Genomic DNA, 25,921 nt, shown 5'->3' with positions numbered 1-25,921 from the left:
CTTGGCGCGAAGGCCCGCGATGCGCACAATGCTTGCCCTCTTTGATCATCCCCGCCCTGCGCCAGGAGCCTGCATGTCCACCATCGATGTCCGCCACGCCCACGCCCTGCCCGACGCACAGGCGCGCGCCGCGATCGAGCAGGTCGCTGCCAAGCTGTCCGAGCGCTTCGGCCTGAAGTCGTCCTGGACCGCCGACGTCCTGAACTTCTCCGGCAGCGGCGTGGACGGTGCGATCGAACTGCAGCCGGGCGCCGTGCGCGTGACCGCCAAGCTGGGTTTCCTGCTGTCGGCGATGAAGGGCATGGTCGAAGGCGAGATCCAGCGCGTGCTGAAGGAAAAGCTGGGCTGAACCCCGGCGGCGGCCATCACGGCCGTGCAACGCCAACGCGCGCTACTCTCGGGGCAGGCCCAACTCCCACGGGAAGTGCGATGAACCACTACGAAAACGACGACCGCCGCAACGACGACGCCTCTTTCGGTGACCAGGCCGAGCGCTTCTCGCGCAAGCTCAGTGACTCGGCACAGCAGGTCTGGCTGGCCGGGCTGGGTGCGCTGGGCCGTGCCCAGGCCGAGGGCAGCCGCTTCTTCGATGGCCTGGTGAAGGAAGGTGAAGCCTGGGAAGCCCGCCGCCGTGAGCGCAGCGGCGAACAGGGCCCGGGCTGGCGCGACAACGTCGAAACGTCGCTGGACGAGGCCCGCGAGAAGGCTTCCGGCACCTGGAACAAGGTCGAGAAGGCCTTTGATGACCAGGTGCAGGGCGTGCTCAAGCGCCTGCATGTCCCCACTGCCGACGAAGTGACCGCGCTCGAGGCCCGCATCGACGCCCTGCACGCGCGCCTGGCCAAGCTGGAAAACCGCGCCGCGTCCGGCACCGACGCCCCCGCTCCGGGCAGCCATCAATCGCCGGACAGCGTGCCCTGAGCGCAATTGTTGCAATGCAATAAAAATTGATTGACAATCGCGAGCAACCCGCCAATCGCTTCGGCTGCCGTTTGTTCCCTCCCCTCACGGCTTCAGGATTGGCGGGTTTTTCGTGCCCGCCGTGCGCCGATCTGCGCGCTCCATCACGCTTCCTGTCAGGAACATCCTGACCCAGCCGGGCACCGCGACCTTTACACTGTCGTTCTCCGCTTTCGCCCCTTCCGCCCTACTCCTGCATGCTCCCTTGGATCCTGGCCCTGCTGTCGGCCCTGCTTACCTGTTCCCTGGCCGTTGTCTATCTGTGGTGGATCAAGCGGCGGCGGAAGGAGATGCAACTCGGCCTGCAGGCCCTGGCCGGCATGCACTGGCGCGAATTCTCGGTACTGGTCAAGCGCATGCTGCGCGAACAGCGCGGCCTGCGCGAGCTTATCGATCCGGCCGAAGATGCCCGCGAGCCGAGCAGCGACTTCCTGCTCAGCGATGGCCCCAATCAATGGCTGGTGTCGTGCAAGCATGGCCTGGCCTACCGCATCGGCACCGCCGCAGTGAACGAGCTGGGCGCGGCCGCGCGCCTGGCCGGGGCCAAGGGCGGCGTGCTGCTGACCGAAGGCCGTATCGAGCGCGACGGCCGTGGCGCCGCCGAGAAGCAGGCCGTTGAAGTGCTGGACGGCCCGCGCCTGTGGCCGCTGCTGCAACCCTACCTGCCTGGCGATATCGAGGCACGTGTGCGTGCCAGCGCCCGACATGAGGCACTGCGCCGGATTGCCATTGCGGCACTGGGTTCGGCAACGCTGGGGCTGCTGGTCGGCTTGGGCCTGCAGGGCCTGCACGTGGAAAAAACCGCGCCCGTTGCTGCGGCGCCGGCGGTGGCAACGCCTTCGGCCGCACCTGCGGCTGAACCTGCCCCGATCGAAGCAGTACCCGCGCCCGCCCCCGCTCCCGCGGCTGCCGTCGCCCCGGCGGTGGACGCGCGCAGCAATCCCAACCCGGATGCCGCCACGCTGGAGCGCTTCCAGGCCGATCTGGCCCGCGCACTGGCCGGCAAGCCCGGCATCGCCAGCGGCGTCTGGCTGACCCGCCAGACCCTGGCGATCAACCGCACCGGCGAACTGGAAGCGGTGTGGCCGCGGGTCTGCGAGGAAGTGCTGCATTACCCCGCCCTGCGCAACGTGCGCATCCAGCTCAACGCCCGCCCCGGCGTGGATGAACCCGTGCGCTGGCGGCAGTGCGCTACGTATTGATGAGGCAGCAACCACCCATGGCGTGGATCTACCAGGGGTTCACACCCATCGCGTAGTCCCGGCGAGACTTCAGTGGATCCACGCCAGGCGTGGATACGGCTCTTAACGCGCCCCCGGCGCGAAGCGCGCGACCAGGTCCCAGGCGTCGCCAAGGAATACCTGGCGCACGCGGGTGATCGGCTGTTCGCCACGCCAGGTCAGGCGCTCGATCACCAGGCAGGCGGTGCCCGGCTTCACGTCCAGCAGCTTGGCGGTGGCGGTGTCGGCGCCCCAGGCGCTGATGCGGTGCTGGGCGCGGGTCCACGAAACGTTCTGCAGCAACCAGCTGCCCGGCGCGGTGGTACTGAAATCGACCTCCAGCACCTCGGGCACGCCCACCGGGCTGATCAGGCGGTGCTCCAGCGCCAACGGACGGCCATCGGCCAGGTGCAGGCAACGCATCGCCAGCAGCGTCTCCTGGCCCGCCAGCTCCACTTCGCCGGCATTGCCGGCATCGGCCAGGCGCAGGTCGCGTTGCAGCAGTCGATAGGCGTACTGATGGCCGCGTGAGCCGACTTCCATCGCGATATCCGGAATCTCCAGCGCCACCTGCTCCAGGTGCGGGGGCTGCCGCGCCACGAACGAACCGGCGCGGCGGCGGCGCTCGATCATGCCGCTCTCGGCCAGTGCGGTCAGCACCTTGTTCACCGTCATCCGCGAGCAGCCGTACTGCTCCATCAGCTCGTGCTCGTACGGAATGCGGAAGCCCGGCGCCCACTCTCCGCTGAGGATGCGGCTTTCCAGATCACTGCGGATACGCTGGTTGAGCGTGGCGGACTTGCTGGCCTTCACGTAATGGAGTCTCGGTGGCGGGAGGCGATCAGCCCAGCACGCCGCGCAGCGCGGCGGCGAAGGCGGTGGTGATCGCCTCGTGCTGCAGGTGGCGGCCCTCGGCCACGCATTGGCGGCCATGGCGCCAGACCGATCGCAGCGCGCCATTACGTGCGGCGAACACCCAGCTGTCAAGCCATGCGTCATCCTGTCGCGCCTGCAGTGCCGGGTGCGCGGCGTCCAGCTCGACCAGATCGGCACTGGCGCCGACCTGCAGTCCCGGGGCCACGCCCAGGGCCTGCGCACCACCGTGCAGTACGCCCTCGAACAGGAAGCGGCCAGTGCTGCGGGTGGCGTCCGGGGCCAGCACATTGCGCCCGCGCAGGGTCAGCCGCTGGCCGTATTCGAGCAGGCGCAGTTCTTCAGCCGCGTCGATCAGCACATTGGAATCGGAGCCGACACCGAAGCGCCCACCCTCGCGCGCGAACGCCTGCATCGGGAACAGGCCGTCGCCCAGGTTGGCCTCGGTGATCGGGCACAGGCCGGCCACGGCCTGGCTGGCCACAATGGCCGCACGCTCGTCATCGGTGATGTGGGTGGCATGCACCAGGCACCAGCGCGCATCCACCGGCGCATGGTTGTACAGCCACTGCACCGGACGCTGGCCACTCCAGGCCAGGCAGGCCTCCACTTCGCGCACCTGTTCGGCGATGTGGATGTGCACCGGGCCGTCGGTCAGCGGCAGCAGCGCGCTCAGTTCCTCACCCGTGACCGCACGCAGGCTGTGCGGTGCGATGCCGAGCACCGCGTCGGGCAGCGTGGCCAATGACGGCTTGGCGGCGTCCAGCAGCTGCGCGAAGCCGTCCACGTCGTGGATCAGGCGCCGCTGCGCGGGGTTCGGTGCTGCCCCGCCGAAATCGGCGTGCGCATAGAACACCGGAAGCAGGGTCAGGCCGATGCCGGTCTGGTCGGCCGCCGCCGCAATCCTTGCGCTCATCTCGGCACGGTTGGCATACGGCCGGCCGTCAGCATCGTGGTGCAGGTAGTGGAATTCGCCGACGCGGGTAAAGCCGCTTTCCAGCATTTCCATGTAAGCCTGGGCCGCGATGGCCTGCACCGCGTCCGGGCGCAGATGGGCCAGGAAGCGATACATCAGCTCGCGCCAGCTCCAGAAGCTGTCACCGTCGCCGCCGCCGATCTCGGTCAGCCCAGCCATGCCGCGCTGGAAGGCATGGCTGTGCAGGTTGGGCAGGCCCGGCACCAGGATGCCGACGCGGGTGTCGCCCGCCTGCGCGCCCTGCCCCGTGCTGATTGCCGTGATGCGACCGTCCTGCACCTGCAGGCGGACGTCGCGGGCCCAACCTTCGGCCAGCAGGGCGTGGGCGGCATGGAAACTGTGCGGGGAACGCGAATCGGACATGGCTGGACAACCCGAAATGGACGCCTATATTGTATAGACATATAAGCACAGCCGCGTTGTGGATGCCATGCACGTCGATACCCTCTGGTCCAACGTCCACCTGATCACCCTCGATGGCGAGGGGCTGGGTGTCATGCGCGATGGCGTACTGGCCTGCGCCGACGGCCGCATCGTTCATGTTGGCGCGGCCGGCAGCGATGCCCACCTGCAGCCGACCACCCGCATCGACGGCGAAGGCCGCTGGATCTCGCCGGGCCTGATCGACTGCCATACCCACCTGGTCTACGCCGGCAACCGCGCCAACGAATTCGAGCAGCGCCTGCAGGGCGTCAGCTATGCCGAGATTGCCCGTGCCGGCGGCGGCATCGTCTCTACCGTGCGCGCCACCCGTGCCGCCACGCCCGAACAGCTGGCCCTGGAAAGCCGGCCACGCCTGCTGGCGATGCGCGCCGAGGGCGTGACCACCCTCGAGATCAAGTCCGGCTACGGCCTGACCCTGCCCGACGAACGCAAGCAGCTGCAGGTGGCGCGTGCACTGGGCGAGGAATGCCGGGTCAACGTGGTGACCACCTTCCTCGGCGCACACGCGATTCCGCCGGGCCGCGAAGCACAGGAATACACCGACGAGGTGTGCAACGTGATGATTCCGGCCATCGCCACCGAAGGTCTGGCCGAAGCGGTGGATGTGTTCTGCGAGAACATCGCCTTCTCGCCGGCTCAGGCGCGGCAGGTTTTCGAAGCGGCACGCGCCAACGGGCTGGCGGTGAAGATCCACGCCGAGCAGCTGAGCAACCAGCATGGCGCCGAACTGGCGGCCAGCTTCGGTGCACTGTCGGCCGACCATATCGAACACCTGGACGATGCCGGCATCGCCGCGATGGCCGCCGCTGGCACCGTCGCCGTGCTGCTGCCCGGCGCGTTCTATTTCACCCGCGATACCACCCTGCCACCGATCGCCGCGCTGCGTGCGGCCGGCGTGCCGCTGGCGCTGGCCACCGACAGCAACCCCGGCACCTCGCCACTGACCAGCCCGCTTCTGGCGATGAACATGGGCGCCACCCTGTTCCGCCTGACCGTGGACGAGTGCATCGCCGGCTTCACCCGTGAAGCAGCGCGCGCACTGGGCCATGGCGAGCGCATCGGCCGTTTGGCCGTAGGCATGGACTGCGACCTGGCGATCTGGGACATCGACGCCCCCGCCGACTTGGTCTATCGCATTGGATTCAACCCGCTGCACGCGCGCGTGGTGCGCGGACAGCCCGACCTGCCTGCCTCCTGGAGCAACACATGAGCAACACCCTGGTTCTTCGCCCCGGCCATGTCACTCTTGCCCAGTGGCGGCAGGTCTATCGCGGTGCGCCGCTTGCACTGGACCCGGCCGCGCTGCCGGTGGTGCGCGCCAGTGCGGCGGCCGTCGCCGCCATCGTCGCCAAGGGCGCACCGGTGTATGGCATCAACACCGGCTTCGGCAAGCTGGCCAGCGTGCGCATCGAGCGCGAAGACCTGGCCACCCTGCAGCGGAACATCGTGCTTTCGCATGCGGCCGGCGTGGGCGAGCCGATGCCGGCCAGCGTGGTGCGCCTGATGATGGCGCTGAAGCTGGTCAGCCTCGCCCAAGGGGCTTCAGGCATCCGCGAGGAAACGCTGCTGCTGCTGGAAGCGATGCTGGTCAAGGGCGTGCTGCCGGTGGTGCCCGCGCAGGGGTCTGTGGGTGCCTCGGGCGACCTGGCGCCGCTCTCGCACCTGGCCAGCGTGATGCTGGGCGTGGGCGAAGCGTTCATCGGTGACGAACGCCTTCCGGCAACCGACGCACTGGGACGCGCCGGTTTGCAGCCGATCGACCTGGGCGCGAAGGAAGGCCTGGCACTGCTCAACGGCACCCAGTTCTCCACCGCCTATGCGCTGGCCGGCCTGTTCGAGATCGAGACCGTGTTCCAGGCTGCGCTGGTCACCGGCGCGCTGTCAGTGGAAGCGGCCAAGGGTTCTGACACACCGTTCGACCCGCGCATCCATGAGATCCGCGGCCAGCGCGGGCAGATCGCCACTGCGGCCACCCTACGCACGCTGATGCAGGGCTCGGACATCCGCGAATCGCACCGCGACAACGACGTGCGCGTGCAGGACCCGTACTGCCTGCGCTGCCAGCCGCAGGTGATGGGCGCGGCACTGGACATCCTGCGCCAGGCCGCGACCACCCTGGAAATCGAAGCCAACGGCGTGTCCGACAATCCGCTGGTGTTCACCGATACCGGCGAAGCGCTGTCCGGCGGCAACTTCCACGCCGAGCCGGTCGCCTTCGCCGCCGACATGCTGGCGATGGCGGTGTGCGAGATCGGCTCGATCAGCGAGCGCCGCCTGGCGATGCTGGTCGACCCGGCGCTGTCCGGCCTGCCAGCGTTCCTGACCCCGCGCCCGGGCCTGAATTCCGGCTTCATGATTCCGCAGGTGACCGCCGCGGCGCTGGTCTCGGAAAACAAGCAGCGCGCCTACCCGGCCAGTGTTGATTCGATCCCGACCTCGGCCAACCAGGAAGACCATGTGTCGATGGCCGCGCATGGCGCGCGCCGCCTGATGCAGATGGCCGAGAACGCGGCCAACGTGATCGGCATCGAACTGCTGGCCGCTGCGCAGGGCTGCGACTTCCACGCCCCGCTGCGCTCCAGTGCCGCGCTGGAATCCGTGCGCGCCACCCTGCGTGCGCAGGTGCCGACGCTGGAAGAGGATCGCTATTTCCATCCGGACATGGTGACCGCCACCAACCTGGTGCGCAGCGGCGCGCTGGCGCAGGGCCTGGCCGAACTGTTGCCGACTGTGGAGCCACAGGCATGAACGCCCATCCCGACTGGCTGACGGTGCACGAAGGCGATGCCCCGTTGATCGTCAGCTTCCCGCATACCGGCAGCGAGCTGCCGCACGACCTGATCGGCGACTACCACTCGCCATGGCTGGCCCGGCGCGACGCCGACTGGTGGGTGCACGAACTGTACGATTTCGTGCGAGGCATGGGCGCGACCACGGTACGCTCGGCGATCTCGCGCTCGGTGATCGATCTCAACCGCGATCCCAGCGGTGTGTCGCTGTACCCGGGCCAGAACACCACCGGCCTGTGCCCGCTGACCACCTTCGACAACCAGCCGCTGTACCACGCCGGACGCGAACCCGACGACGCGGAAATCGCGCGCCGCCGCGACACGTATTTCCTGCCTTACCACGACGCGCTGGCTGCGCAGATCACGCGCCTGCGTGCGAAGTTCGGCACTGTCGTGGTGTATGACGCGCACTCGATCCGCTCGCATATCCCGCACCTGTTCGACGGTGAACTGCCGCAGTTCAATCTCGGCACCGCCGGCCCGTCCGGTGCGCCGGATACCTCCTGCGACAACGCGTTGAGCGATGTGGTGGAGAACCTGCTGAAGATCAGTGGCATGAGCCAGGTGCGCAACGGCCGCTTCAAGGGCGGCTGGATCACCCGCCACTACAGCAACGTCGCCGGTGGCGTGCACAGCCTGCAGATGGAGCTGGCCTGCCGCGGCTACATGCACGAACCGCTGCCGGACCAGGTGGACGAACACAGCTGGCCCACCCCGCTCGACCCCGACCACGCCGCACCGCTGCGCCACACCCTGGCGCAGGTGCTCAATGCCTGCCTTGAATTCGCTACGAACCGGAGCGCCGCATGACCCGCAACGACCCGTCCCGCACCATTGCCGCGCCGACCGGCACCACGCTCAACGCCAAGAGCTGGCTGACCGAAGCGCCGCTGCGCATGCTGATGAACAACCTGCACCCCGACGTGGCCGAGCGCCCGCAGGAACTGGTGGTGTACGGCGGCATCGGCCGCGCCGCGCGCGACTGGGAGAGCTTCGATGCGATCGTCGAGACGCTCAAGCGCCTGGACGACGACCAGACCCTGCTGGTGCAATCGGGCAAGCCGGTGGGTGTGTTCCGCACCCATGCCGATGCGCCGCGCGTGCTGATCGCCAATTCCAACCTGGTGCCGCGCTGGGCCAACTGGGACCACTTCAACGAGCTGGATAGGAAGGGCCTGGCCATGTACGGCCAGATGACCGCCGGCAGCTGGATCTACATCGGCGCACAGGGCATCGTGCAGGGCACCTACGAGACCTTCGTGGAGATGGGACGCCAGCATTTCGGTGGCGATCTGACCGGCAAGTGGCTGTTCACCGGTGGCCTCGGCGGCATGGGCGGCGCGCAGCCGCTGGCTGCCGTGATGGCCGGCGCCTCCTGCCTGGCCGTCGAGTGCCGCAAGAGCAGCATCGACATGCGCCTGCGCACCGGCTACCTGGATACCTGGACCGACAACCTGGACGAAGCGCTGCGCCTGATCGATGAATCGTGCAAGGCCGGTACGCCGAAGTCGGTGGGCCTGCTCGGCAACGTTGCCGACGTGCTGGCCGAACTGCTCAAGCGCGGCGTGAAGCCGGACCTGCTGACCGACCAGACCTCCGCGCACGATCCGGTGAACGGCTACCTGCCGCAGGGCTGGACCGTCGAGCAGTGGGACGAGAAGCGCGTCTCTGCGCCGAAGGACGTGGAGAAGGCCGCGCGCGCGTCGATGGCCAACCACATCCGCGCCATGCTCGGCTTCCACGCGCTGGGCGTGCCGACCGTGGACTACGGCAACAACCTGCGGCAGATGGCGCTGGAAGAAGGCGTGGAGAACGCGTTTGACTTCCCCGGTTTCGTGCCGGCCTACATCCGTCCGCTGTTCTGCCGCGGCATCGGCCCGTTCCGCTGGGCCGCACTGAGCGGCGACCCGGAAGACATCGCCAAGACCGACGCCAAGGTGAAGGAACTGATTCCGGACAATCCGCACCTGCACCGCTGGCTGGACATGGCCGCCGAGAAGATCAAGTTCCAGGGCCTGCCGGCACGCATCTGCTGGGTGGGCCTGGGTGACCGCGATCGCCTCGGCCTGGCGTTCAACGAAATGGTCGCCAACGGCGAACTGAAGGCGCCGGTGGTGATTGGTCGCGACCATCTGGATTCAGGCAGCGTGGCGTCGCCAAATCGCGAAACCGAAGCGATGGCCGATGGTTCCGATGCGGTGTCCGACTGGCCGCTGCTGAACGCCCTGCTCAACACCGCCAGCGGTGCCACCTGGGTGTCGTTGCATCATGGTGGCGGCGTCGGCATGGGCTTCTCGCAGCACGCCGGCATGGTGATCGTCTGCGACGGTACCGAGGCGGCGGCCAAGCGGATTGGTCGCGTGCTGTGGAACGACCCGGCCACCGGCGTGATGCGCCACGCCGATGCAGGCTATGAGATCGCGATTGATTGCGCGAAGGAAAAGGGACTGGATCTGCCGGGCATTCTCGGCTGATCGCAGGGTTGCCGGGCCGCGGGCGGGCCGACCGGAAACAAGTGGTTGTGGCGGGCGCGGGGCCGCGCGCCCTCTCTCGGCCCCCCCCGCCGCCCCCCCCCCCCGCCCCCCTTGCGGGGGGCCCGCCCGCGCCCCGGCTCTCCCCGATACGGCAACGGTGCCCTTGACCCGCTCTTCCGCCGTGACCAACATGCGCCATCACCGCTGATGGGACACCGCGATGTACCGCACCCTTGCTGCTGCATTGATCTGTGCCCTCTTCGCCGTTCCGATCGCGTCGGCGGGTGAGTCGCCTGGCGATCTTTCCAATCAGCTCGACACTCAGCTGCACGCCAATCGCGAGCGCTACGGCATTGCTGGCCAGGCGGTACTGGTCGCACACAACGGCCAGGTGCTCTACCAGGGCGCCAGCGGCGAACGTGACCCAGCCACCTATGCGCCTGCCACTGTCGATACCATCTTCGCCGCGCAGTCGATGGCCAAGCTGCTGACCAGCACACTGGTGATGCAGCTGGTCGACCAGGGCAAGGTGGATCTGGACGCGCCGGCCAGCCGTTATGTTCCGGACCTCCCGGTTGCCTGGCAGGCAATCCACGTACGCGATTTCATCAACCACAGCGCGGGTATCGGCGAGTACTACGGCCGGGTGGACAACCGCTGGGTGAGCAAGGGCTACACCGGCGTGGCGCCCGACCTTTCCGCTGCGCTGAAGGTGGCTGCGGCGGCGCCGATGCAGTTCGCCACCGGCAGCCGCGTGCAGTACACGCAGGCCAACTACCTGGTACTGACGGCGTTGCTGGAAGCGCATTACCGCAAGCCCTACCCGGCCATCGCGCGCGAACGCATCCTGCAGCCGCTGAAGATGACCAGTACTTCATGGGGAGCAGCCAGCGTGCCGGTGCAGCGCGCAGCGGTGCCGTACATCGGCAAGGATGGCGCGTTGCAACCGGCCAATGAAGATCCCTGGCCCAACTACGGCTGGGGGCATGCCGACCTGCAGACCACCGTGGGCGACATGAACCGATTCCTGCAGGCGCTGGCGACCGGCAAGCTGCTGCGCACGTCCACGCTGGAAACGCTCTGGCAGCCGCAGAAGCTGAGCGGCGGCGGCAGCAACTTCTTCTCCACGGGCTGGGACACCACCCGCAGCGACGGCTACACCCAGGTCGGCCACGATGGTGGCACCCGCGTGCGTGCACGGCTGGCCTACAAGGGCACGCTGGCCAACGGCTACTGGGTGTTCGTGTACCTGACCAACGGCAGCGCCCGCAATGTCTGGTCGAGCACGCTGGTCGAGAGCACGATGGCGGTGGCCGCGCCGGAGGAGTTTCCGCATACGGTGTTGTCCGAGCGACTGATCGCGTATGCGCTGGATGACAGCGCTGGCGCGGCCGAAGCTGTGCATCGCTGGCTGCGCGACAGCAACAAGGTTGCTGCCAGTGAACTGGAACGCGCGATCAATGCCGATGGGTACGCGATCCGCGAAAGTCTTGGTGCACGCAAGGCGGTGAAGGTGTTCACGCTCAACACCGAGCTGTATCCGGATTCGGCAAATGCGTGGGACAGCCTGGCGGAGTGTCATGCCGCGCTGGGTGAGAAGGAAACGGCTGACCGGCTGTATGCGAAGGCCAAGGCGCTGGCGAAGACGGCTCTGTAGTGGGGGGGGGGGGGGGGGGGGCGGGGGGGACCCCACAGAAAGACGAGCCCCCCGGCACAAAGGCCCCCCCCCCTGTATGCGAAGGCCAAGGCGCTGGCGAAGACGGCTCTGTAGTGTCGAGCCATGCTCGACTCCGGGCAGACAAGCAGTCGAGCATGGCTCGACACTACAGAGCGCCGCAGCGGACCATACGCGGGAGGTGGGTGACGCGGGGCTGCTGACCTGTTAACTTGCGCGCCACTTTCGTGGTTTACAGCATTTCCGCATGTCGCTCTCGCCGTACCGCCCCACCCCTCCGCTGTTGTTCCTGGCCGTTTCCTTTGGCCTCTCCACCACCGCCGCTGCCGCGCCGCAGGCAACCACCCTTGATGCGGTGCGGGTCACTGCTGCCGCCGATGCCAGCGCCCAGGCGCGCGAGGCGCTGAAGCGCGTACCCGGCGCCAGCAACGTCATCGACGTGGCCAAGGCCGACAGCCGCTTGTCCAGCAGTGCCGATGTACTGGCCTACCAGCCGGGCATCAGCGCGCAGTCGCCGGGCAACGAAGGTACCAAGGTCTCGATCCGGGGCTCGGGCATCAACCGTGGCCCGGGCGCGCATGCCTCGGGTATTGCAGTGTCGATCGACGGCCTGCCGCTCACCGGCCCGGGCGGCACCCCGTACGAGCTGCTGGAACCACTGTGGCTGTCCCGTGTGGAAGTACTGCGCGGCGCCAACGGTTTCGAGCGTGGCGCATTGGCGCTGGGCGGTGCCATCGACTACGTCAGCCGCAGCGGCCGTGATTCGGGCGGGGTGCAGCTGCACTACGAAGCCGGCAGCCGTGGCTACCAGAAGCGTGGCATCAGCTGGGGCGGCGTCAGTGGCGACGTCGATTACTTCCTGGCCTACACCGATACCGAGTTCGATGGCTATCAGCGCCATGCGCGCGGCGATGGCAAGGGCGCGATGGCCAACATCGGCTGGCAGATCACGCCCGACCTGCAGACGCGCTTCTTCGTACGTTACCGCGAAACGAATCACGAAACGCCCGGTCGCCTGACCCGCGACCAGATCCGCAACGACCCGCATGCCGCGAATGCGGCCAACCTGGCCATCGATGCGCGTCGCCCTCAGCCGGGCAGCACCTGGGTGGGCAACGTCACCACGCTGCAGATCGATGAGGGTTCCTCGCTGCAGGCGGGGCTGGTCTACCACACGTACCCGATGGACTTGAACGAGAGCCTGTACCGGCAGCAGCTGGACTACGCCAACCTCAACGCCACGCTGGACTACCGCCGCCGCCACCGGCTGTTCGGCCTGGACAGCGAAACCACGGTCGGCCTGCGTGTCACCCGCGACCTGGACGCCGATGTGCGCGAGTCGCTACGCTTCGGCAGCAACGGCTATGCCGCCGGTACGCGCACGCGTGATTTCCGCCACCACGGCACCGACAGCACGCTGCACGTCGGCAATACCCTCACCTTCAATGACCGCCTGCGCATGCAGACCGGGCTGGCACTGATCAACACCCGTCGCGATGTGCAGGTGACCTGGCCGAGCAGCGGCGGCCGCCTGCGCGACCGCGACTGGGACTACGCACCTCGATTGGGCTTCACCTGGCAGTACAGCGCCCAGACCCAGTGGTTCGGCAACCTCAGCCGTTCGGTGGAGGCGCCGCACCCGTGGTCGATGATCTGGGGCTCCAACCAGTACTTCGGGCCGGGCAATGGCCCGTCCACTGGCCGCCAGCGCGCGCCGGTGCCGATGCAGAACCAGACGGCCACCACGCTGGAACTGGGTGCGCGCGGTGACGCGGCGCTGGGTCGCTGGGAACTGACCGGCTACTACGCACACGTGAACCACGAACTGCTGAGCGTCGAACTGCAGCCGGTGCCGAACCTGTTCATCGCCGAGAACAACGCCAGCCCCACCGTTCACCGCGGCATCGAAGCCGGGTTGGACAGCACCTTGTGGCAGGCTGCGCCGGGCCGCCTGTCGCTGCGCCAGGCGTATACCTTCAGCGACTTCCGCTACCGCCATGATGCGCGCTTCGGCAGCAACCGCCTGCCCGGACTGCCGCGCCACGCCTACCAGGCCGAGTTGCGCTTCGATCACGCGTCCGGCCTGTACGCCGCGCTGAATACCGAATACGCCTCGCGCATCGCCGTGGACTACGCCAACAGCTATTGGGCCGACAGCCACGTGATCTTCGGCAGCCGCATCGGCTACGACGCACCCGGTGGCCGCTGGCAGGCCTGGGCGGAGATGCGCAACATCGGCAATCGCCACTATGCCGCCACGGTTACGCCGGGCTACGACGATGCCGGCAGGGATGTCGCCCGCTCGACGCCGGGCGAAGGTCGTGGCGTCTACGCAGGTGTGCGCTGGCGCTTTGATTGATGGCCGCAGGCGGCGCCGGGTGTGATCCGGCGCCGCCGTTCCAGGGTCAGCCGATACGCCAGGCCGGCAGGCGCTCGCTGCGCTTCCAGATGGAAGGCGCAAAGCCGATCAGCACCAGTGCCGCCAGCCACTTCGGCGAGGTAGTGAGCAGTGTGGAGGTGAGCGAGCCATCAACGGGTGCGGCCATTTCCTGCCAGGGGTTGTAACCCAGGTAGAGGATGCTGCCGGCCCACCACAGCAACGCCGCGCCGATACCCACCAGCAGCAGGGCCAGCGTGCGGCAGGTCCAGCGCTGCGTGGTGGTGCCCCATTCCCGCGATGCGGCGATCAGCAGGCCGACCACCAGCAGCGACACCAGTGCCACCAGGCCGATATCGACCTTGGGTCCAATGCGCTCATAGGTACAGGCGCGGCATTGCGCCTCTTCCGCGGCGGTGGCAGCTTCGGCGCCCTCAGCCTGCGCGGCTGCGGGCTGTGCCAGTGCTGCAAACGGCAACAACGCTGCCAGCAGCGTCACCATGATCCAACGAAACAACGTCCTGTTCCTGCGTGCGGCGACATCCATGCGCTCTTCCTCGTCAACGGTTGTGTGTTTGGACGGGCGTTCGGATAACCAGCGCCCCTGTTCCCTACCCAGTACGACAAGCTTCGAATAGGCGAAACCGCCAGGACACCAATCCCGGGCGACCGCGATCATAGCCCACTGTCCACTGCTGCTGAAAACGGTCCGGGCTGGCCATTTCAAGGACGCCCCCAACTACAGCGCCGGGATGACCTGCAGCAGATGGCTCGCACCGGGCGCGAGTTCCTGCGCGAGCCAGCCCAGCATCGCGAAGAACAGCAGCAACCCGAGCAGCGGCCAGACCGTATGCGACACGCATACCCGCCACCACCCGTGCTGCTGCATGCCCTGCATGCGCCGGTACAGGCCTCCGGCGATCGCCGCGTCCACCAGCAGTTCAGCCATCAGCACCGGCGCCGACCACACCACCCACACGCTGGCCAGCAGGACGGTCGCCACCAGCGCGACGAGGCCGAGGATCGCCAGCAACGGCAAGCCCGCTTCATCTTCGGCCAGGCCGGTCAACGGCAGCTCACCGGCATCGCCGCCACCGGCCGGCGCCGACTCGTTCCACGATGCCGATGCACCACCACCGCCGGAACGGCCGCCGACGCCGCTCCACGGTGATTCCACGGCACTTCCGCGTGGCGAGGGGCTGCCACCACCCACATCCGGCGACAGCCCATCCAGCACGTTGTCCCAACGCCAGCGCATCCAGATCCACATCAGCAGCAGGAACACGCCATAGGCCAGCAGCACGGCCATCGGATAGCGAAGCAGCATTGCGTCGATACCGGCCAGCCGCAGCAGATGCGAGGCAAGAAAACCAGCCGCACCGGTCAGGGCCACGATCAGCGCCATCTGCAGGCGCGGCCAGCCGCGCTGCTGCAGGTGCTGCCGCGCGCGCACGACTTCGCTGCCGCGGTTGACCGGCAGCTTCAATGGACTGCGTGAAAAGAAACGGGTGCGTTTCATCGGCGCCACCGGGTGCCGCGGATCGTGCAGCATGGAAGTGCGAGAACCTGATGTTGCATGCGGACATCCTTGCCGGGCACGCGTAGGCGGTGGTGCGCGGATTCTACCGCGGGCAGGTCCGCTGTCCAGCCGGCGGACCTGGGCGGCCGTTGCTCAGCTGCGGTCGATGATCCGCACGATGCGACCGCCCTCAAATGCGAACTCGCTCCGTCCCTGCAGGGCCAGTTCCGTGCCCGCACCGGGGCCATCGGGAATGTCCTGCGCGAACACGCCACGCCAGCCGATGCTGGCCAGCGCTACGCCATCCTTGAAGGTCAGCTCGAGCAACCGTTGTTCGCGCTCACGGAACAACGGCGCCGATTGCCGAGCCAGTTCGCCGAAGGCATCGATGCCTTCGGTGACCATCGTCAGCTGGCCACCGCTATGGTTTTCGAAGCGCACGTTGTGCGCCAGCACCGCCAGCATGGCGTCGATGTCGAAGCGGTTGTAGGCCAGCAGGTAGTGCTCGATCACCTGGCGGCAGTGCGATTCGTCCATGGCGGCGTCCAGTCAGGGCCTGCGCCGAGTCTCCCGCGACCGTGCCGCCGGATCAAGGCGGCGCAGCGGCTTTCAGCAACTGCGCGGCCACCTGGTCGAACGGGGCGATGTCCTGCAGCGCGCGGCACATCGCCACCGCACCTTCCACGCTGGCAATCACCAGGCTGGCCAGCCCGCCCGCGGCGGCCGGCTCGTGGCCATCGGCGACGAACGCCGCCGCCAGGTGGCCCTGCCAGCGCGCGAACACTTCCGCAGCCGCCGCGCGGGCCTGGCTGGGCGTCGCCTCAACCGGCTCCTCCACGGCAGCGGCCAGCACCGGGCAGCCGGCGCGAAAACCGGTGCGCAGCAGGCGCTCGCGCCACATCGCCAGGAACTGCTGCAGGCCCTTCACCGCCCCATCCTTCAGCAGCTCCGCCAGCAGCGCCTCCACCTTGTCGCCGGCCATGTGCGTGGCACGCGCCAGCAGCTCCTGCTTGCCGCCGGGAAAGTGGTGGTAGGTGGACCCTAGCGGCGCCTCGGCCAGCTTGGTCACTTCACGGATGCTGGTGGCATTGAGACCCACGCGCGCCAGCATCTGTGCCGCAGCATCAATCACGCGTTGAGGCGCATCAGAGGGGCGCGGGCTCACGGCAGGTTCCTTGCCAGGACAGTCGTCATAGATTAGCTTACCGACCGTTCTATAACAGTCGTCATAGCCATGAATCTCTGGTTCCGCCTGCTCCACCTGCTGCTGTGCAGTCTGTTCCGGCCCAGGCTGGAGGCCCCGTTCGGGATCTCGCGGCTGCAGTTCCGGGTACTGCCCAATGACCTGGACAGCAACCTGCACATGACCAACGGCCGCTACTGGAACATTTTCGACCTGGGCCGGCTGGACCTGATCCTGCGCATGGGCCTGGGCCGGGTGGCGCTGCGCGAGAAATGGGCACCGATCGTCGGCGCCGGCACCATCCAGTTCCGCCGCGAACTCAAGCCGTTCCAGCGCTTCACCCTGGAAACGCGGCTGGTCGGCTGGGTCGGTTCGCGCGGCATCATGGAGCAGCGCGTGCTGATCGGTGCCGAGCAGAAGATTGCCACGCGCGCGCTGCTGGTCACCGGCATCTACGATCGCCGCGCGCGCCAGTTCCTCGGCATGCCCACGATGATGGAAGCGATCGGCGTGGTCGCCCCGCCGTCGCCGCCGCTCAGTGCAGCCGCCGAGGCGCTGCTGGCGGCCGATGCGGCGTTGAAGCAGGACGATGCCTGAGCCTCAGGGAGCCGCCACCGGCATCATGGGCTGTCCGCGCGATACGACCTGGGTGCGCCCACCCACGTGCAGCACGTATTCGAAGGACTGCCGCATGCGGCTGTACGCGCCCCCATCCGGTACACCGTAGTTGGCGCCCACGCTGAGGGTATGCCGGCCTGGCGGCAACGGCTTGATCATCACCCAATAACCATCCGCAGCAGCCAGCCGCGAGCGTTCGTCCTCGGCATCCATGCGGAAGCAGCCTTCGCTGCGGACCCGATGCCTGCGCATGTCGCCCAATGGCTGGCCGTCCAGCAGCACTACCGCGCTGATCAGGTAATCGTTGTTGACCGCGGCCCCTGTCTGCAGCTCCTTGCAGGACACACGCTCATCCATCTGGTAGTGCGCCATGTTGATGATCGGCAGCAATAGGTACTTGCCGGCCGGCACCACGCATTCGCGATGTGGCCGGAAACGGCCGTTGGTGCCGGCCAGGTTCCAGACCGGACCCTCCTGGCCCAGATCGCACACACGGCCATCCGGGTCGAGATAGGGCGCGCCGCCCTGGCTGTCGGCCCACCGCCACCACCGTGCGGTCCATTCGGCCAACGACACGCCGCCCACCGGTTCACGCGTCAGCGGCGAAGGCGCCGCCGTGCCTGCACTGAACGCCGGCGCGGCGGCCAGCAGCAATGCCATCGATGCGCCGCCTCGGCGCAGCCAGCCCTGGACTCCCTTCCGCATCACTCGCTCCATCATCCCTGGCGGCCACGCTGCGTGGCCGGCTTCCGCGCCACTGTACCGTGACGGGCTAGACCTTGGGCATGTTCTTGGTCACGCAATGGATGCCGCCACCACCGCCGGCAATCGCATCGATGTCCACCTGCTCGATCGCCCGGCCCGGATACAGATCCTCCAGCAGCTCGCGGCAATAGCCATCGGCTGCATCGTCTCCGAACTGCGGCGCGACCACGGCGCCGTTGATCGGCAGGTAGTTGATGTAGCCCATCGCCAGATCATCGTTGTCGCGGGTATGCACGTTGTCGCGCCCGTCCGAGGGCGGCGGCAGCGTGTGCACCTGCAGGCGACGGCCATCGGCATCGGTGGCCCCGCGCAGAATATCCAGATGCTCGCGGGTCAGATCGTAATCGTAGGACGCCGGGTCGTTGTCCAGGTTGGCGATCACCACGCCCGGCCGCACGAAACGCGCATAGAAGTCAACGTGCGCATCGGTGATGTCCTTGCCGACGATACCGGGCAGCCAGATCACCTTGCGCAGCCCGAGGTGGTGTTTCAGCTCGGCCTCGATATCCGCGCGCGACCAGTCCGGATTGCGATTGCGATTGACCCAGCAGCTTTCGGTAAGGATGGCCGTGCCGTGGCCATCGACTTCGATGCCGCCGCCCTCGCCCACCAGATCGCTTTCCAGCAGCGTGGCACCGGTCACCTGTGCCAGCCACGGCGCCACCGCGCCATCGTTGCGCGCGCTCTGCTTGCCGCCCCAACCGTTGAAGTTGAAGTCGACCAGGCCGAGGCCACCTTTGCCATTGGTGACGAAGCAGCCACCGTAGTCGCGCACCCAGATGTCGTCCAAGGGCACTTCCAGGAACTCGATGTTGTCGCGCCCGCAGCGGTCCTGCGCCTGCTTCAACTGCGCCGGGCGGCACAGCACGCTGACCGGCTGGTGGCGGGCGATGGTGCGGGCCAGCCGTGCCACGGCGGTGTTCACCGCATCGGCCCGCGCCCCCCACACCCGCGGCTGCGCGGCGAAGGCCAGGAAGACGCGTTCCTGCGGCCCATGTTCATCGGGCATGCGCCAGATGCCTACACCCGGTTCCTCGGCAGCCACGCGCCCCGGCAGGCCGGCCAGGCCAAGAGCAGCAAAGCCGCCAAGACCGGCGGCGCCCGCCAGCTGGGTGAGGAAGTGACGTCGGTTGGTCATGACAGGCTCCAGGGCCGGTGTGGGATGGGCGCTATGCTGCGCTTGCCGATACATAAGAACAAACGATATATTCAGCCACCAATTGAACAGTTTTACTTATCTGAAATGCTCAAGCACTGGCCACCGCTGAACGCCCTGCGGGGTTTCGAGGCCGCCGCCCGGCTCGGCAGTTTCCACCGTGCGGCGGAGGAACTGCACCTGACCCAGTCGGCCATCAGCCAGCAGATCCGGGGCCTGGAAGCGTCGCTGCAGCAGCCGTTGTTCTTCCGGCAGGGCCGCAGCGTCACCCTCACCGATGCCGGCATCGACCTGCTGGAAACCACCCAGTCCCTGCTGCGGCAGCTGGCCAGCGGCATCCGTCGGCTCGACCAGTACCGCAAGCCGAATCAACTGATCGTCAACACCAGCCCGGCCTTTGCCCGCCACTGGCTGGTGCCGCACCTGGCCAGCTTCCGCCGGCTGCATCCCGATGCCGACCTTTGGCTGCTGACCAGTGAGGAAGCCCCGGACATGACCACGCAGACGCTTGACGTGGCGGTACGTGATGACCTCGACTCGCAGGCGCAGTGCCAGCATCGCGTGCTGCTGCAGGACCGTCTCTATCCCGCTTGCCACCCCAGGCTGCTGGCCACGCCCGTGCACGAGCGCCTGACCCTGCATGGGGAACGCGAAATGGACTGGAGCCAGTGGCAGGTACAGGGCGGTGCAGATGTCGGCCAGCGCCGCGAGGGCATGAATTTCTCCGAGCCCGGGCAACTGCTGGATGCCGCATGCCAAGGGCTGGGCATCGCGCTGGTCAGCGAACTGCTGAGCGCGCGTGCGTGCGATCAAGGCCTGCTGCTAGCCCTGGATGATGCACGCGTGCGCGGCCCGCGCTGGAGCTGGCTGGTGCATGAGGACAGCGCGGAAGACCCGTTGGTGATCAGCTTCTGCGAGTGGCTGTTGGCGAGCCTGCCCGCCGGTGCTACTTCTGCTGCAGCGCGCGCTTGACCGCCGCTTCAGCCAACGGCGCCATCACCGCATAGCCCTTCGCCGTGGGATGCACGCCGTCGACGGCCAACTGCGGATCCAGCCCACCGGCGGCATTGGCCATGGGCGTGTAGTAGTCCAGATAGACCAGTTGCTGCACATCGGCATAGCGCTTCAACGCCGTGTTCAATGCACGCACCTTGGGCGCAGGTGCCGTGCCCGGCAGCCACGGGTAATCGCTGACCGGCAGCACCGATGCCAGCACCACACGGATGCCGTGTGCGCGGGCCAGGTCCACCATTGCGTGCAGGTTGTCTTCGATCATCGCCTGCGTGGACGGGCCGGTGTTGCCGGCGATGTCGTTGGTGCCGGCCAGGATCACCGCCACCTGTGGCTTCAGTGCCAGCACGTCCTGCGGGAAACGCACCAGCATCTGCGCCGTGGTCTGGCCACTGATACCGCGGTTGAGCCAGCCCTTGCCCGGGAAGAAACCGGCACTGCCTTCCCTGCCCCAGCCTTCGGTGATCGAGTCGCCGAAGAAGACCACGCGTGGCTGACCCGGCACCGCCGCAGGCAGTCGCGCGTTGGCGTCACGATAGCGTTGCAGCTCCGGCCAATCGGCCAGGCGCTGCTGCATGAAACGAACCTCGTCGGGGCGCAGCTGGTCGATGGGCGTCTGCAGCAGCGGATTGACTGCGACGGCTTCGGCGGCGCCCAGCGGAGAAGCCATCGCGAGGCCCAGCGTCACGACGGTGGCAGTGGCAAGCTCAACAGGTCCACGCATGCGGATACTCCTGAAATCATCTTCCGCAGTCTAACGCCATGCCCTGTGCTCAGCGCACAGCCGTACGCGCCGCCACACCCGTGACTTTCGCAGGCATCCACATGCCTGGCGTCCAACCACTGGCGGCGAGGATCGCCTTCGGATTGTCCTGCTGGATCAGCGCACGCACCGCATCGCGCTTGTCCTTGGCCTGCAGGTAATAGGCCTTGGCGATGCGGTAGCCGACCCAGTAGCCGAGGTCATAGGGTTCCTGTGAACCGGGCTTGTAGTTGTACAGCCACGGCGACAGGTCGGTGCTGTCCACGTCCAGCGCAAAGGCGCTTTCAATATGGACCTCCCGGCCGCGCGTCCAGGTGGCGTGGCGACCGTTGCCGACGTTGCCGGAAATCAGCTCGGCAATGAACTCAGCGATGCCTTCGCCCAGTGAAACACGCAGCACCGTTGCATGCGGGTCGCCCGGCTCGAAGTCGGTCAGGCCGGTCTGCTGGATGTGCACGTACTCGTGCGCGATCACGTGCACAAAGCGGTCCTGCACATTGGGATTCATGAAATCCGCTGCGCACAGCGCTTCCAGGCCGATGATCACCCCACTTTTCGAGGTCAACCCGACCGGACGGCCACGGCCGACCGCGATGGTCACCGGCGGAAACGTGGCCTGCGGATAAATAGCCTGCAGGTTACTAAACACCTGCACCAGGCGCTGCTTCACCGCCGGCAGCTCCGCAAGGCAACTGCGGCCCTTTGCATACACCTCGGGCTGGCTGGCAATGGCCTCGGCAATACGCTCGGGCGTGACCCGGCGTGCCTTCGCCAGTTCACCCAGGCCCGTACTGCCTTCGGCCAGGTAACCGGCCAGCTGGGCGACACTGGGCTTGCCGCCGGTGCTGTCGTAGAGCGCGTAGAAACGGCTGGCATCGGTGGTAAGGATCTGCGGCCCGGGCGGGGTACCCGCCGACGCCACGCCGACCACCCCGGCACAGGCCAGGGCAAGCAGGCAACGCAGGAAACTGGACATCGCTCCGTCCTTGGTGGAGTGCATGCGAAGCGCGCAATCTACCACTCCGCCCCGGCCACCGCAGCGGGTACATGCGGCCCCTTCGGGGCTGTGCCAGACTCACTCTGGCACCGGCCATGGATGATGGAGCACCGTACGATGATGATCGTTCCCGCGTACTGGGCTGAAGCCCGCCTGCAGTCCCGCTTTCGTGGCCGGCCGGTGGTGGTGCGCCGCTTCGGCTGGTCCGACGAAGGCCCTGCCCAAGCCCAGGCCCACGCCGACGCACGTGCCCATGAAGCCCTCAACGCCATCATCGCCGGGCAGGTACTGCCGCGCCGCGAAGTGCGCAGCAACTACGGTGTGGAGGGCGTGCCGATCCGCGAGCAGATCGTGCAGCGCGACGGCGATGTCATCATCACCCGCAACAGCTATGGCGCGCTGTGCCTCAACAGCCCCGACGTGCTGTTCGCCGATATCGACCATGCGCAGCCACCAGCCGGGTGCGTGATACCGGCCATCGTCGCTGCGGTCGTACTGCTTGCCGGTGCCATCATCGGCACCCTGCTCTGGCATTGGCTGGTGGGCCTGGTACTGGGCGTGGCGGCAGTGCTGCTGGTCAACGCGGCCCTGCTGATGCGGCGGAAGCAGCGCCTGGCCGCGGCCGGCGGTGCTGAAGGGCTTGCGTTGAAGCGCGTGGACACTTTCAGTGAACAGCATCCTGATTGGCATCTTCGCGCCTACCGCACCCCGGCGGGGCTGCGCGTGCTGGTGATGCATGCCACGTTCTCACCCGAGGACGAGCTGCCGCAGGACTTCTTCAAGGCGCTGGGCACCGATCCGTTGTATGCGCGCATGTGCCGGCTGCAACATTGCTTCCGTGCCCGGCTGACCCCCAAACCCTGGCGTGTTGGCCTGCGATATCGCATCCGCCCGCCAGCGGCGGCATGGTCGGCCGAGCAGGCCAGCAATCCGGATCGCCTGGCCTGGATTGCCGACTACGAAAAGAAGAGCGCTGGCTTTGCCGCCTGTACCTATCTGCGCAGCTTTGGCGACACCACCCGTGTGCATGCAAAGGCCGAGCATGTGCGCGAGCTGCACGACCGGCTGTCGCACGCGCAGGACCGCCTGCCGCTGGCGTGAAGGTGGAGGCTCAGTCAGCACCCTGCACGAACGGCTGCCCTGCCAGGGTAGTGCCCAGCCGCACCGCGACCTGCTGCCCGCCCTTTTCGAAGGTTGTCGTGCAGCGGGTTCCCCCCTTCTGGCATCCGACTTCCGGAAAGCCCTCGAGCGACTCAGGCGTGCCCTGTACCGGGCGCGCCTGCCACCCTGCCGCATCCAGCAGGCGCTTGGCCTTGGCATAGGGCATGCCGGCAACGATGCCAAGCTGCGCCAGTTCCGACGGGAGTGACTGGGCATGCAGGCTCGGCGTCATCCCCAGCGCCAACACTGCGGCAACAAGTTTGGACTTCATTGGTGAAACCCATGGCGGACAGCAACAGACCTGCAGCGTATCGCAGCTTCCGCGCGCCATGGCTGCGGCATCACACACGGTTACGTAATCGCAACAGCACATGACACGGGGTCACCCTGCGGATCAATCAGGTGCTGTTGAGAACCGCGACCGGCGCCTCGCGCGCCGCCCGACGTGCCGGCACCCAGGCGGCAAGCTGTCCCAGCGCGAACACCAGCCCGACCCCCAGCGCGAGAAAGCCAGGATCGATGCGGGGTATCTCGTAGTAGCGCGCAACCCAGATATTCAATGCCAATGCCAGCGCGCTCCCAGCCAGTGCACCGACGAGTGTCAGCATCAGGTTCTCGATCATGAAGAAGCTGACCACATCACGCCTGCGCGCACCCAATGCCCGTCGTATCCCGATCTGGGGATAGCGCTTGCGGACCCAGAAGCTGGCCAACCCGTAAACGCCAGTACCGGTCACGATCAGCAGCGAGACGCCAGCGCACAGGAAAATGATCGCCATGGTGCGGTCACGCCGGAAGTACTCGGCCCGCAGCTCGCTGAAGCGCTGGACGCGAGGCAGCATGCGATTGGCTTCGCGCCCGGCCAACGCGTTGCTGGCAGAGTCGAGCACGGTGGGAAGTACGCCCGGCTCGCTACGCAGCGCATACATCACCCGGGTGCCATCAGGAATCAACGGCAGCAGCAGGCTCATGTCGTTGTCTCCATCGGTCCGCAGCACCGGCCTGGACAGGGTCTCGACGACCCCGACGATGCGCAGTGGATGGATGCCGTCCGTATACAGATCCCGCCCGACCGCACTGGCCGAGCCGAACAGGTGACGTGCGAGCGCGGCGGAGACGATGGCTTCACTGGCTTTGTAGAGGCCGGCGTAGTCCTGCGCGGACTCGGTCTGCACGAATGATGCGGCGGAGAAATCACGGCCTGCGACAAGGCGCATGCCCAGCGCTTCCACCGCACCGGCAGACATGCCATAGACTGCGGGCTCGGCCTCTACGATGCCGGACGTGTCCTGGCCCTGCACCGGCGCATTGGTGAAGCCGACGGTCCAGTTGTGCTGGCTCAACGGCAGTGACTCGGCCGCCACCACGGCCTTCACCCCGGCCACGTTGCGCAATGCCTGCATGTCTGCCTTGACCGCGGCGGCTGGATTGGCCGCCGCGCTGCCGACGAACTCGGTTTCGATGATGCCAAGCCCCTGCTCCTGCAGGCCGGTGTCGTAGGCGAGCGTCTCCACGCGCTGCGCAAGCAGGAAGGCGATATTGGTGACGCAGGCGGTGGCGATGACCACCTGCAGCAGCAGGATGCCGGCCACCAGCCGGTTCTTCTTCATCGCACGGGCAATCAACGGAATCTGTGAAACGCTCATTCAGCGGCCTTGATCTGCATGGCGACACGGGTGGAGGCCGCACGCAGCGCGGGCAGGACGGCGGCGAACAGGCTGGCGATGCATGCCAGCACGGGCGTGGCGATCACCATCGCCGGGTCGATGACAGCGAGGCTGGCATAGTCTTCCGGCTGCATCCGCACCAGGAACAGGCCGGCCTGCGCGACCAGCAGGCCCACGCCTCCTCCCAGCAACCCGATCATCAGCGCTTCGGTGCACAACTGCAGGATGATGTCCCTGCGGCGGGCCCCCAGCGCACGGCGGACCGCGATCTCGTGCGTCCGGCGGACAAAACGGGCGAAGATCAGCGCTCCCATGTTGACCAGGCAGACGACCAGGAAGGCCAGGCACAACGCCAGCTGCAGCCGTACTTCGTCCGGAATGATCCGGCGCTGGACCAGATAGCTGCGCAGGCCGTCCAGGTGCGGGGGCGTCTGCCGGTCGAAGCGCCCACGTGCGTGCTGGTCCTGTACGTAGCGTTGCAGGAAGTGCAGGTACGCCTGCTGGCCGGCCTGATCCGGGATCTCGGCCCAGAGCTGGACCCACGCCGTGCTCGCGTCGACCATGCGGTTCGCCGGCGTGCTGCCTGACCAGCCGTACATGCTGTTGGCAACCCGAAGCTGAAGTTCTACCGCGGTCTGCAGCGGAATGAAGACATCGTCGCGTCCCTTGAAGGGTTCTTGCTGCAGGTCGGTATGGAAGCGCGGCAGCGGCATCCAGTCAGCGATCACTCCGACCACTCTGAAGGGCTGGCCATCCAGCTGCAGGGTCCGCCCGACCAGGGAACGTCCATGACCGAGCCGCTGCGCCAGCGTGTGACTGACCACCACGACCCGGGAGCGCTGCAGATCATCGTCCGCAGACCACCAGCTCCCCTGCAGCACCTCCATGCCGAACATCGCCGCTGCGTCCGCATTGGTGTACTGGCCATCAACGAAGAAGGCCGTCGATGCGCCCGGCTGCGGATCCACCAGCAGCCGGCCCGCAGCCAGTACGGCCTGCCGATGCGCAGGTGCATTGCGCAGCAGTTCGCGGGCATCGGGCCAGGTCATGGCCACCCTCGGATCCAGCCCCCCCTTGAGCTGGTACCCGGCCGGCAGCGGATCCAGGAAGGGGTGGAACAGCTGACCGCTGCGCCCGGGCAGCGGGTCCCAGGACATGGCGCGGACGACAGTGAGCATGGTCACGCTGGCACCGATGCCCAGCCCCAACGCCAGCACCAGAGCCAGCGTCATGCCTTTGGTCTCCAGCAAGCGGGTTCGCGCCAGCCCCAGGTAATACGTCAGCATCATCATC

Annotated in this window: 25 protein-coding genes; 12 read left to right on the top strand and 13 right to left on the bottom strand. The window is 67.3% G+C overall.

Going from position 1 to position 25,921, the window contains the following annotated elements:
- The first annotated feature begins 73 nt into the window (after positions 1-73).
- The 3 genes from V3B30_RS03510 (at position 74) to V3B30_RS03500 (ending at position 2,162) form a co-directional block, all read left to right on the top strand.
- Positions 74-349 carry a polyhydroxyalkanoic acid system family protein gene (locus V3B30_RS03510; RefSeq protein WP_005417302.1) on the top strand — a complete coding sequence of 92 codons (276 nt, stop codon included), beginning with the start codon at positions 74-76 and terminating at the stop codon, positions 347-349.
- 80 nt (positions 350-429) lie between these two features.
- Positions 430-921, top strand: a complete 492-nt coding sequence (locus V3B30_RS03505; protein WP_100473253.1) for a phasin family protein — start codon at positions 430-432, stop codon at positions 919-921.
- Positions 922-1,157: 236 nt separating this feature from the next.
- Positions 1,158-2,162: a restriction endonuclease gene (locus tag V3B30_RS03500; protein ID WP_262083378.1), complete on the top strand. Its 1,005-nt coding sequence runs from the start codon at positions 1,158-1,160 to the stop codon at positions 2,160-2,162.
- Between the two features lie 102 nt (positions 2,163-2,264).
- Here the strand turns inward: V3B30_RS03500 and hutC are convergent, their stop codons facing one another.
- Both hutC and V3B30_RS03490 read right to left on the bottom strand, forming a co-directional pair.
- Complete coding sequence (hutC, locus tag V3B30_RS03495; RefSeq protein ID WP_088026455.1) at positions 2,265-2,993, bottom strand: histidine utilization repressor; 729 nt, start codon at positions 2,991-2,993, stop codon at positions 2,265-2,267.
- A gap of 28 nt (positions 2,994-3,021) precedes the next feature.
- Entirely contained in the window at positions 3,022-4,392 is a 1,371-nt protein-coding gene (locus V3B30_RS03490) for a formimidoylglutamate deiminase (RefSeq protein WP_262083379.1), read from the bottom strand.
- A 67-nt stretch (positions 4,393-4,459) separates the two neighbouring features.
- On the opposite strand from V3B30_RS03490, the gene hutI reads away from it, so the two are divergent.
- The 6 genes from hutI (at position 4,460) to V3B30_RS03460 (ending at position 13,770) form a co-directional block, all read left to right on the top strand.
- The gene (gene hutI, locus V3B30_RS03485) at positions 4,460-5,683 is read left to right on the top strand and encodes an imidazolonepropionase (protein ID WP_262083380.1); all 1,224 of its coding nucleotides are present in this window, start codon (positions 4,460-4,462) and stop codon (positions 5,681-5,683) included.
- Entirely contained in the window at positions 5,680-7,221 is a 1,542-nt protein-coding gene (hutH, locus tag V3B30_RS03480; RefSeq protein WP_262083381.1) for a histidine ammonia-lyase, read from the top strand. Before hutI ends, hutH begins: the two co-directional genes overlap by 4 nt.
- Positions 7,218-8,072 (top strand): N-formylglutamate deformylase, encoded by an 855-nt coding sequence (hutG, locus tag V3B30_RS03475; protein WP_100473258.1) that lies wholly within the window; start codon positions 7,218-7,220, stop codon positions 8,070-8,072. The genes hutH and hutG overlap by 4 nt, the downstream gene beginning before the upstream one ends.
- The gene (gene hutU / locus V3B30_RS03470) at positions 8,069-9,736 is read left to right on the top strand and encodes a urocanate hydratase (protein ID WP_262083382.1); all 1,668 of its coding nucleotides are present in this window, start codon (positions 8,069-8,071) and stop codon (positions 9,734-9,736) included. The genes hutG and hutU overlap by 4 nt, the downstream gene beginning before the upstream one ends.
- A gap of 220 nt (positions 9,737-9,956) precedes the next feature.
- The gene (locus V3B30_RS03465; RefSeq protein ID WP_262083383.1) at positions 9,957-11,393 is read left to right on the top strand and encodes a serine hydrolase domain-containing protein; all 1,437 of its coding nucleotides are present in this window, start codon (positions 9,957-9,959) and stop codon (positions 11,391-11,393) included.
- 265 nt (positions 11,394-11,658) lie between these two features.
- Complete coding sequence (locus V3B30_RS03460) at positions 11,659-13,770, top strand: TonB-dependent receptor (RefSeq protein ID WP_262083384.1); 2,112 nt, start codon at positions 11,659-11,661, stop codon at positions 13,768-13,770.
- Positions 13,771-13,816: 46 nt separating this feature from the next.
- On the opposite strand, the gene V3B30_RS03455 is transcribed toward V3B30_RS03460, so the two are convergent.
- From V3B30_RS03455 to V3B30_RS03440, 4 genes are all read right to left on the bottom strand, one after another.
- Positions 13,817-14,335, bottom strand: coding sequence for a hypothetical protein (locus V3B30_RS03455; RefSeq protein WP_315973627.1), 519 nt, complete (start codon positions 14,333-14,335; stop codon positions 13,817-13,819).
- Positions 14,336-14,527: 192 nt separating this feature from the next.
- Positions 14,528-15,307 carry a hypothetical protein gene (locus V3B30_RS03450; protein ID WP_262083386.1) on the bottom strand — a complete coding sequence of 260 codons (780 nt, stop codon included), beginning with the start codon at positions 15,305-15,307 and terminating at the stop codon, positions 14,528-14,530.
- Positions 15,308-15,460: 153 nt separating this feature from the next.
- Positions 15,461-15,844, bottom strand: a complete 384-nt coding sequence (locus V3B30_RS03445) for a nuclear transport factor 2 family protein (protein ID WP_262083387.1) — start codon at positions 15,842-15,844, stop codon at positions 15,461-15,463.
- 52 nt (positions 15,845-15,896) lie between these two features.
- Positions 15,897-16,472, bottom strand: a complete 576-nt coding sequence (locus V3B30_RS03440; RefSeq protein ID WP_262083388.1) for a TetR/AcrR family transcriptional regulator — start codon at positions 16,470-16,472, stop codon at positions 15,897-15,899.
- A gap of 69 nt (positions 16,473-16,541) precedes the next feature.
- Here V3B30_RS03440 and V3B30_RS03435 point away from each other — a divergent pair, with 69 nt between their 5' ends.
- Entirely contained in the window at positions 16,542-17,087 is a 546-nt protein-coding gene (locus V3B30_RS03435) for a thioesterase family protein (protein ID WP_262083389.1), read from the top strand.
- A gap of 3 nt (positions 17,088-17,090) precedes the next feature.
- Here the strand turns inward: V3B30_RS03435 and V3B30_RS03430 are convergent, their stop codons facing one another.
- Positions 17,091-17,813, bottom strand: coding sequence for a hypothetical protein (locus V3B30_RS03430; protein ID WP_262083390.1), 723 nt, complete (start codon positions 17,811-17,813; stop codon positions 17,091-17,093).
- Between the two features lie 67 nt (positions 17,814-17,880).
- On the bottom strand, positions 17,881-19,011 hold the full coding sequence (locus tag V3B30_RS03425; protein WP_262083391.1) for an agmatine deiminase family protein: 1,131 nt from the start codon (positions 19,009-19,011) through the stop codon (positions 17,881-17,883).
- A gap of 105 nt (positions 19,012-19,116) precedes the next feature.
- Here V3B30_RS03425 and V3B30_RS03420 point away from each other — a divergent pair, with 105 nt between their 5' ends.
- Positions 19,117-20,001 carry a LysR family transcriptional regulator gene (locus tag V3B30_RS03420; protein WP_262083392.1) on the top strand — a complete coding sequence of 295 codons (885 nt, stop codon included), beginning with the start codon at positions 19,117-19,119 and terminating at the stop codon, positions 19,999-20,001.
- Here the strand turns inward: V3B30_RS03420 and V3B30_RS03415 are convergent.
- Positions 19,976-20,764: an SGNH/GDSL hydrolase family protein gene (locus V3B30_RS03415; protein ID WP_100473268.1), complete on the bottom strand. Its 789-nt coding sequence runs from the start codon at positions 20,762-20,764 to the stop codon at positions 19,976-19,978. The genes V3B30_RS03420 and V3B30_RS03415 overlap by 26 nt on opposite strands.
- A 49-nt stretch (positions 20,765-20,813) precedes the next feature.
- A complete protein-coding gene (locus tag V3B30_RS03410; protein ID WP_100473269.1) occupies positions 20,814-21,779 on the bottom strand; it encodes a DUF2268 domain-containing putative Zn-dependent protease in 966 nt (321 codons plus the stop codon).
- Between the two features lie 138 nt (positions 21,780-21,917).
- On the opposite strand from V3B30_RS03410, the gene V3B30_RS03405 reads away from it, so the two are divergent.
- A complete protein-coding gene (locus V3B30_RS03405) occupies positions 21,918-22,901 on the top strand; it encodes a hypothetical protein (RefSeq protein WP_262083393.1) in 984 nt (327 codons plus the stop codon).
- A gap of 10 nt (positions 22,902-22,911) precedes the next feature.
- Here the strand turns inward: V3B30_RS03405 and V3B30_RS03400 are convergent, their stop codons facing one another.
- From V3B30_RS03400 to V3B30_RS03390, 3 genes are all read right to left on the bottom strand, one after another.
- Positions 22,912-23,232, bottom strand: a complete 321-nt coding sequence (locus tag V3B30_RS03400; protein WP_100473271.1) for a hypothetical protein — start codon at positions 23,230-23,232, stop codon at positions 22,912-22,914.
- A 127-nt stretch (positions 23,233-23,359) separates the two neighbouring features.
- Entirely contained in the window at positions 23,360-24,553 is a 1,194-nt protein-coding gene (locus V3B30_RS03395) for an FtsX-like permease family protein (RefSeq protein ID WP_262083394.1), read from the bottom strand.
- A gap of 50 nt (positions 24,554-24,603) precedes the next feature.
- The gene (locus V3B30_RS03390; protein ID WP_262083395.1) at positions 24,604-25,920 is read right to left on the bottom strand and encodes an ABC transporter permease; all 1,317 of its coding nucleotides are present in this window, start codon (positions 25,918-25,920) and stop codon (positions 24,604-24,606) included.
- Position 25,921: the final 1 nt, after the last annotated feature.

The organism is Stenotrophomonas sp. SMYL41, from assembly GCF_036319965.1.
In the GTDB taxonomy this organism is placed as follows: domain Bacteria; phylum Pseudomonadota; class Gammaproteobacteria; order Xanthomonadales; family Xanthomonadaceae; genus Stenotrophomonas; species Stenotrophomonas maltophilia_R.
The sequence above is the reverse complement of the archived record's forward strand: the minus strand, read 5'-3'. Positions and strand labels throughout refer to the sequence as shown.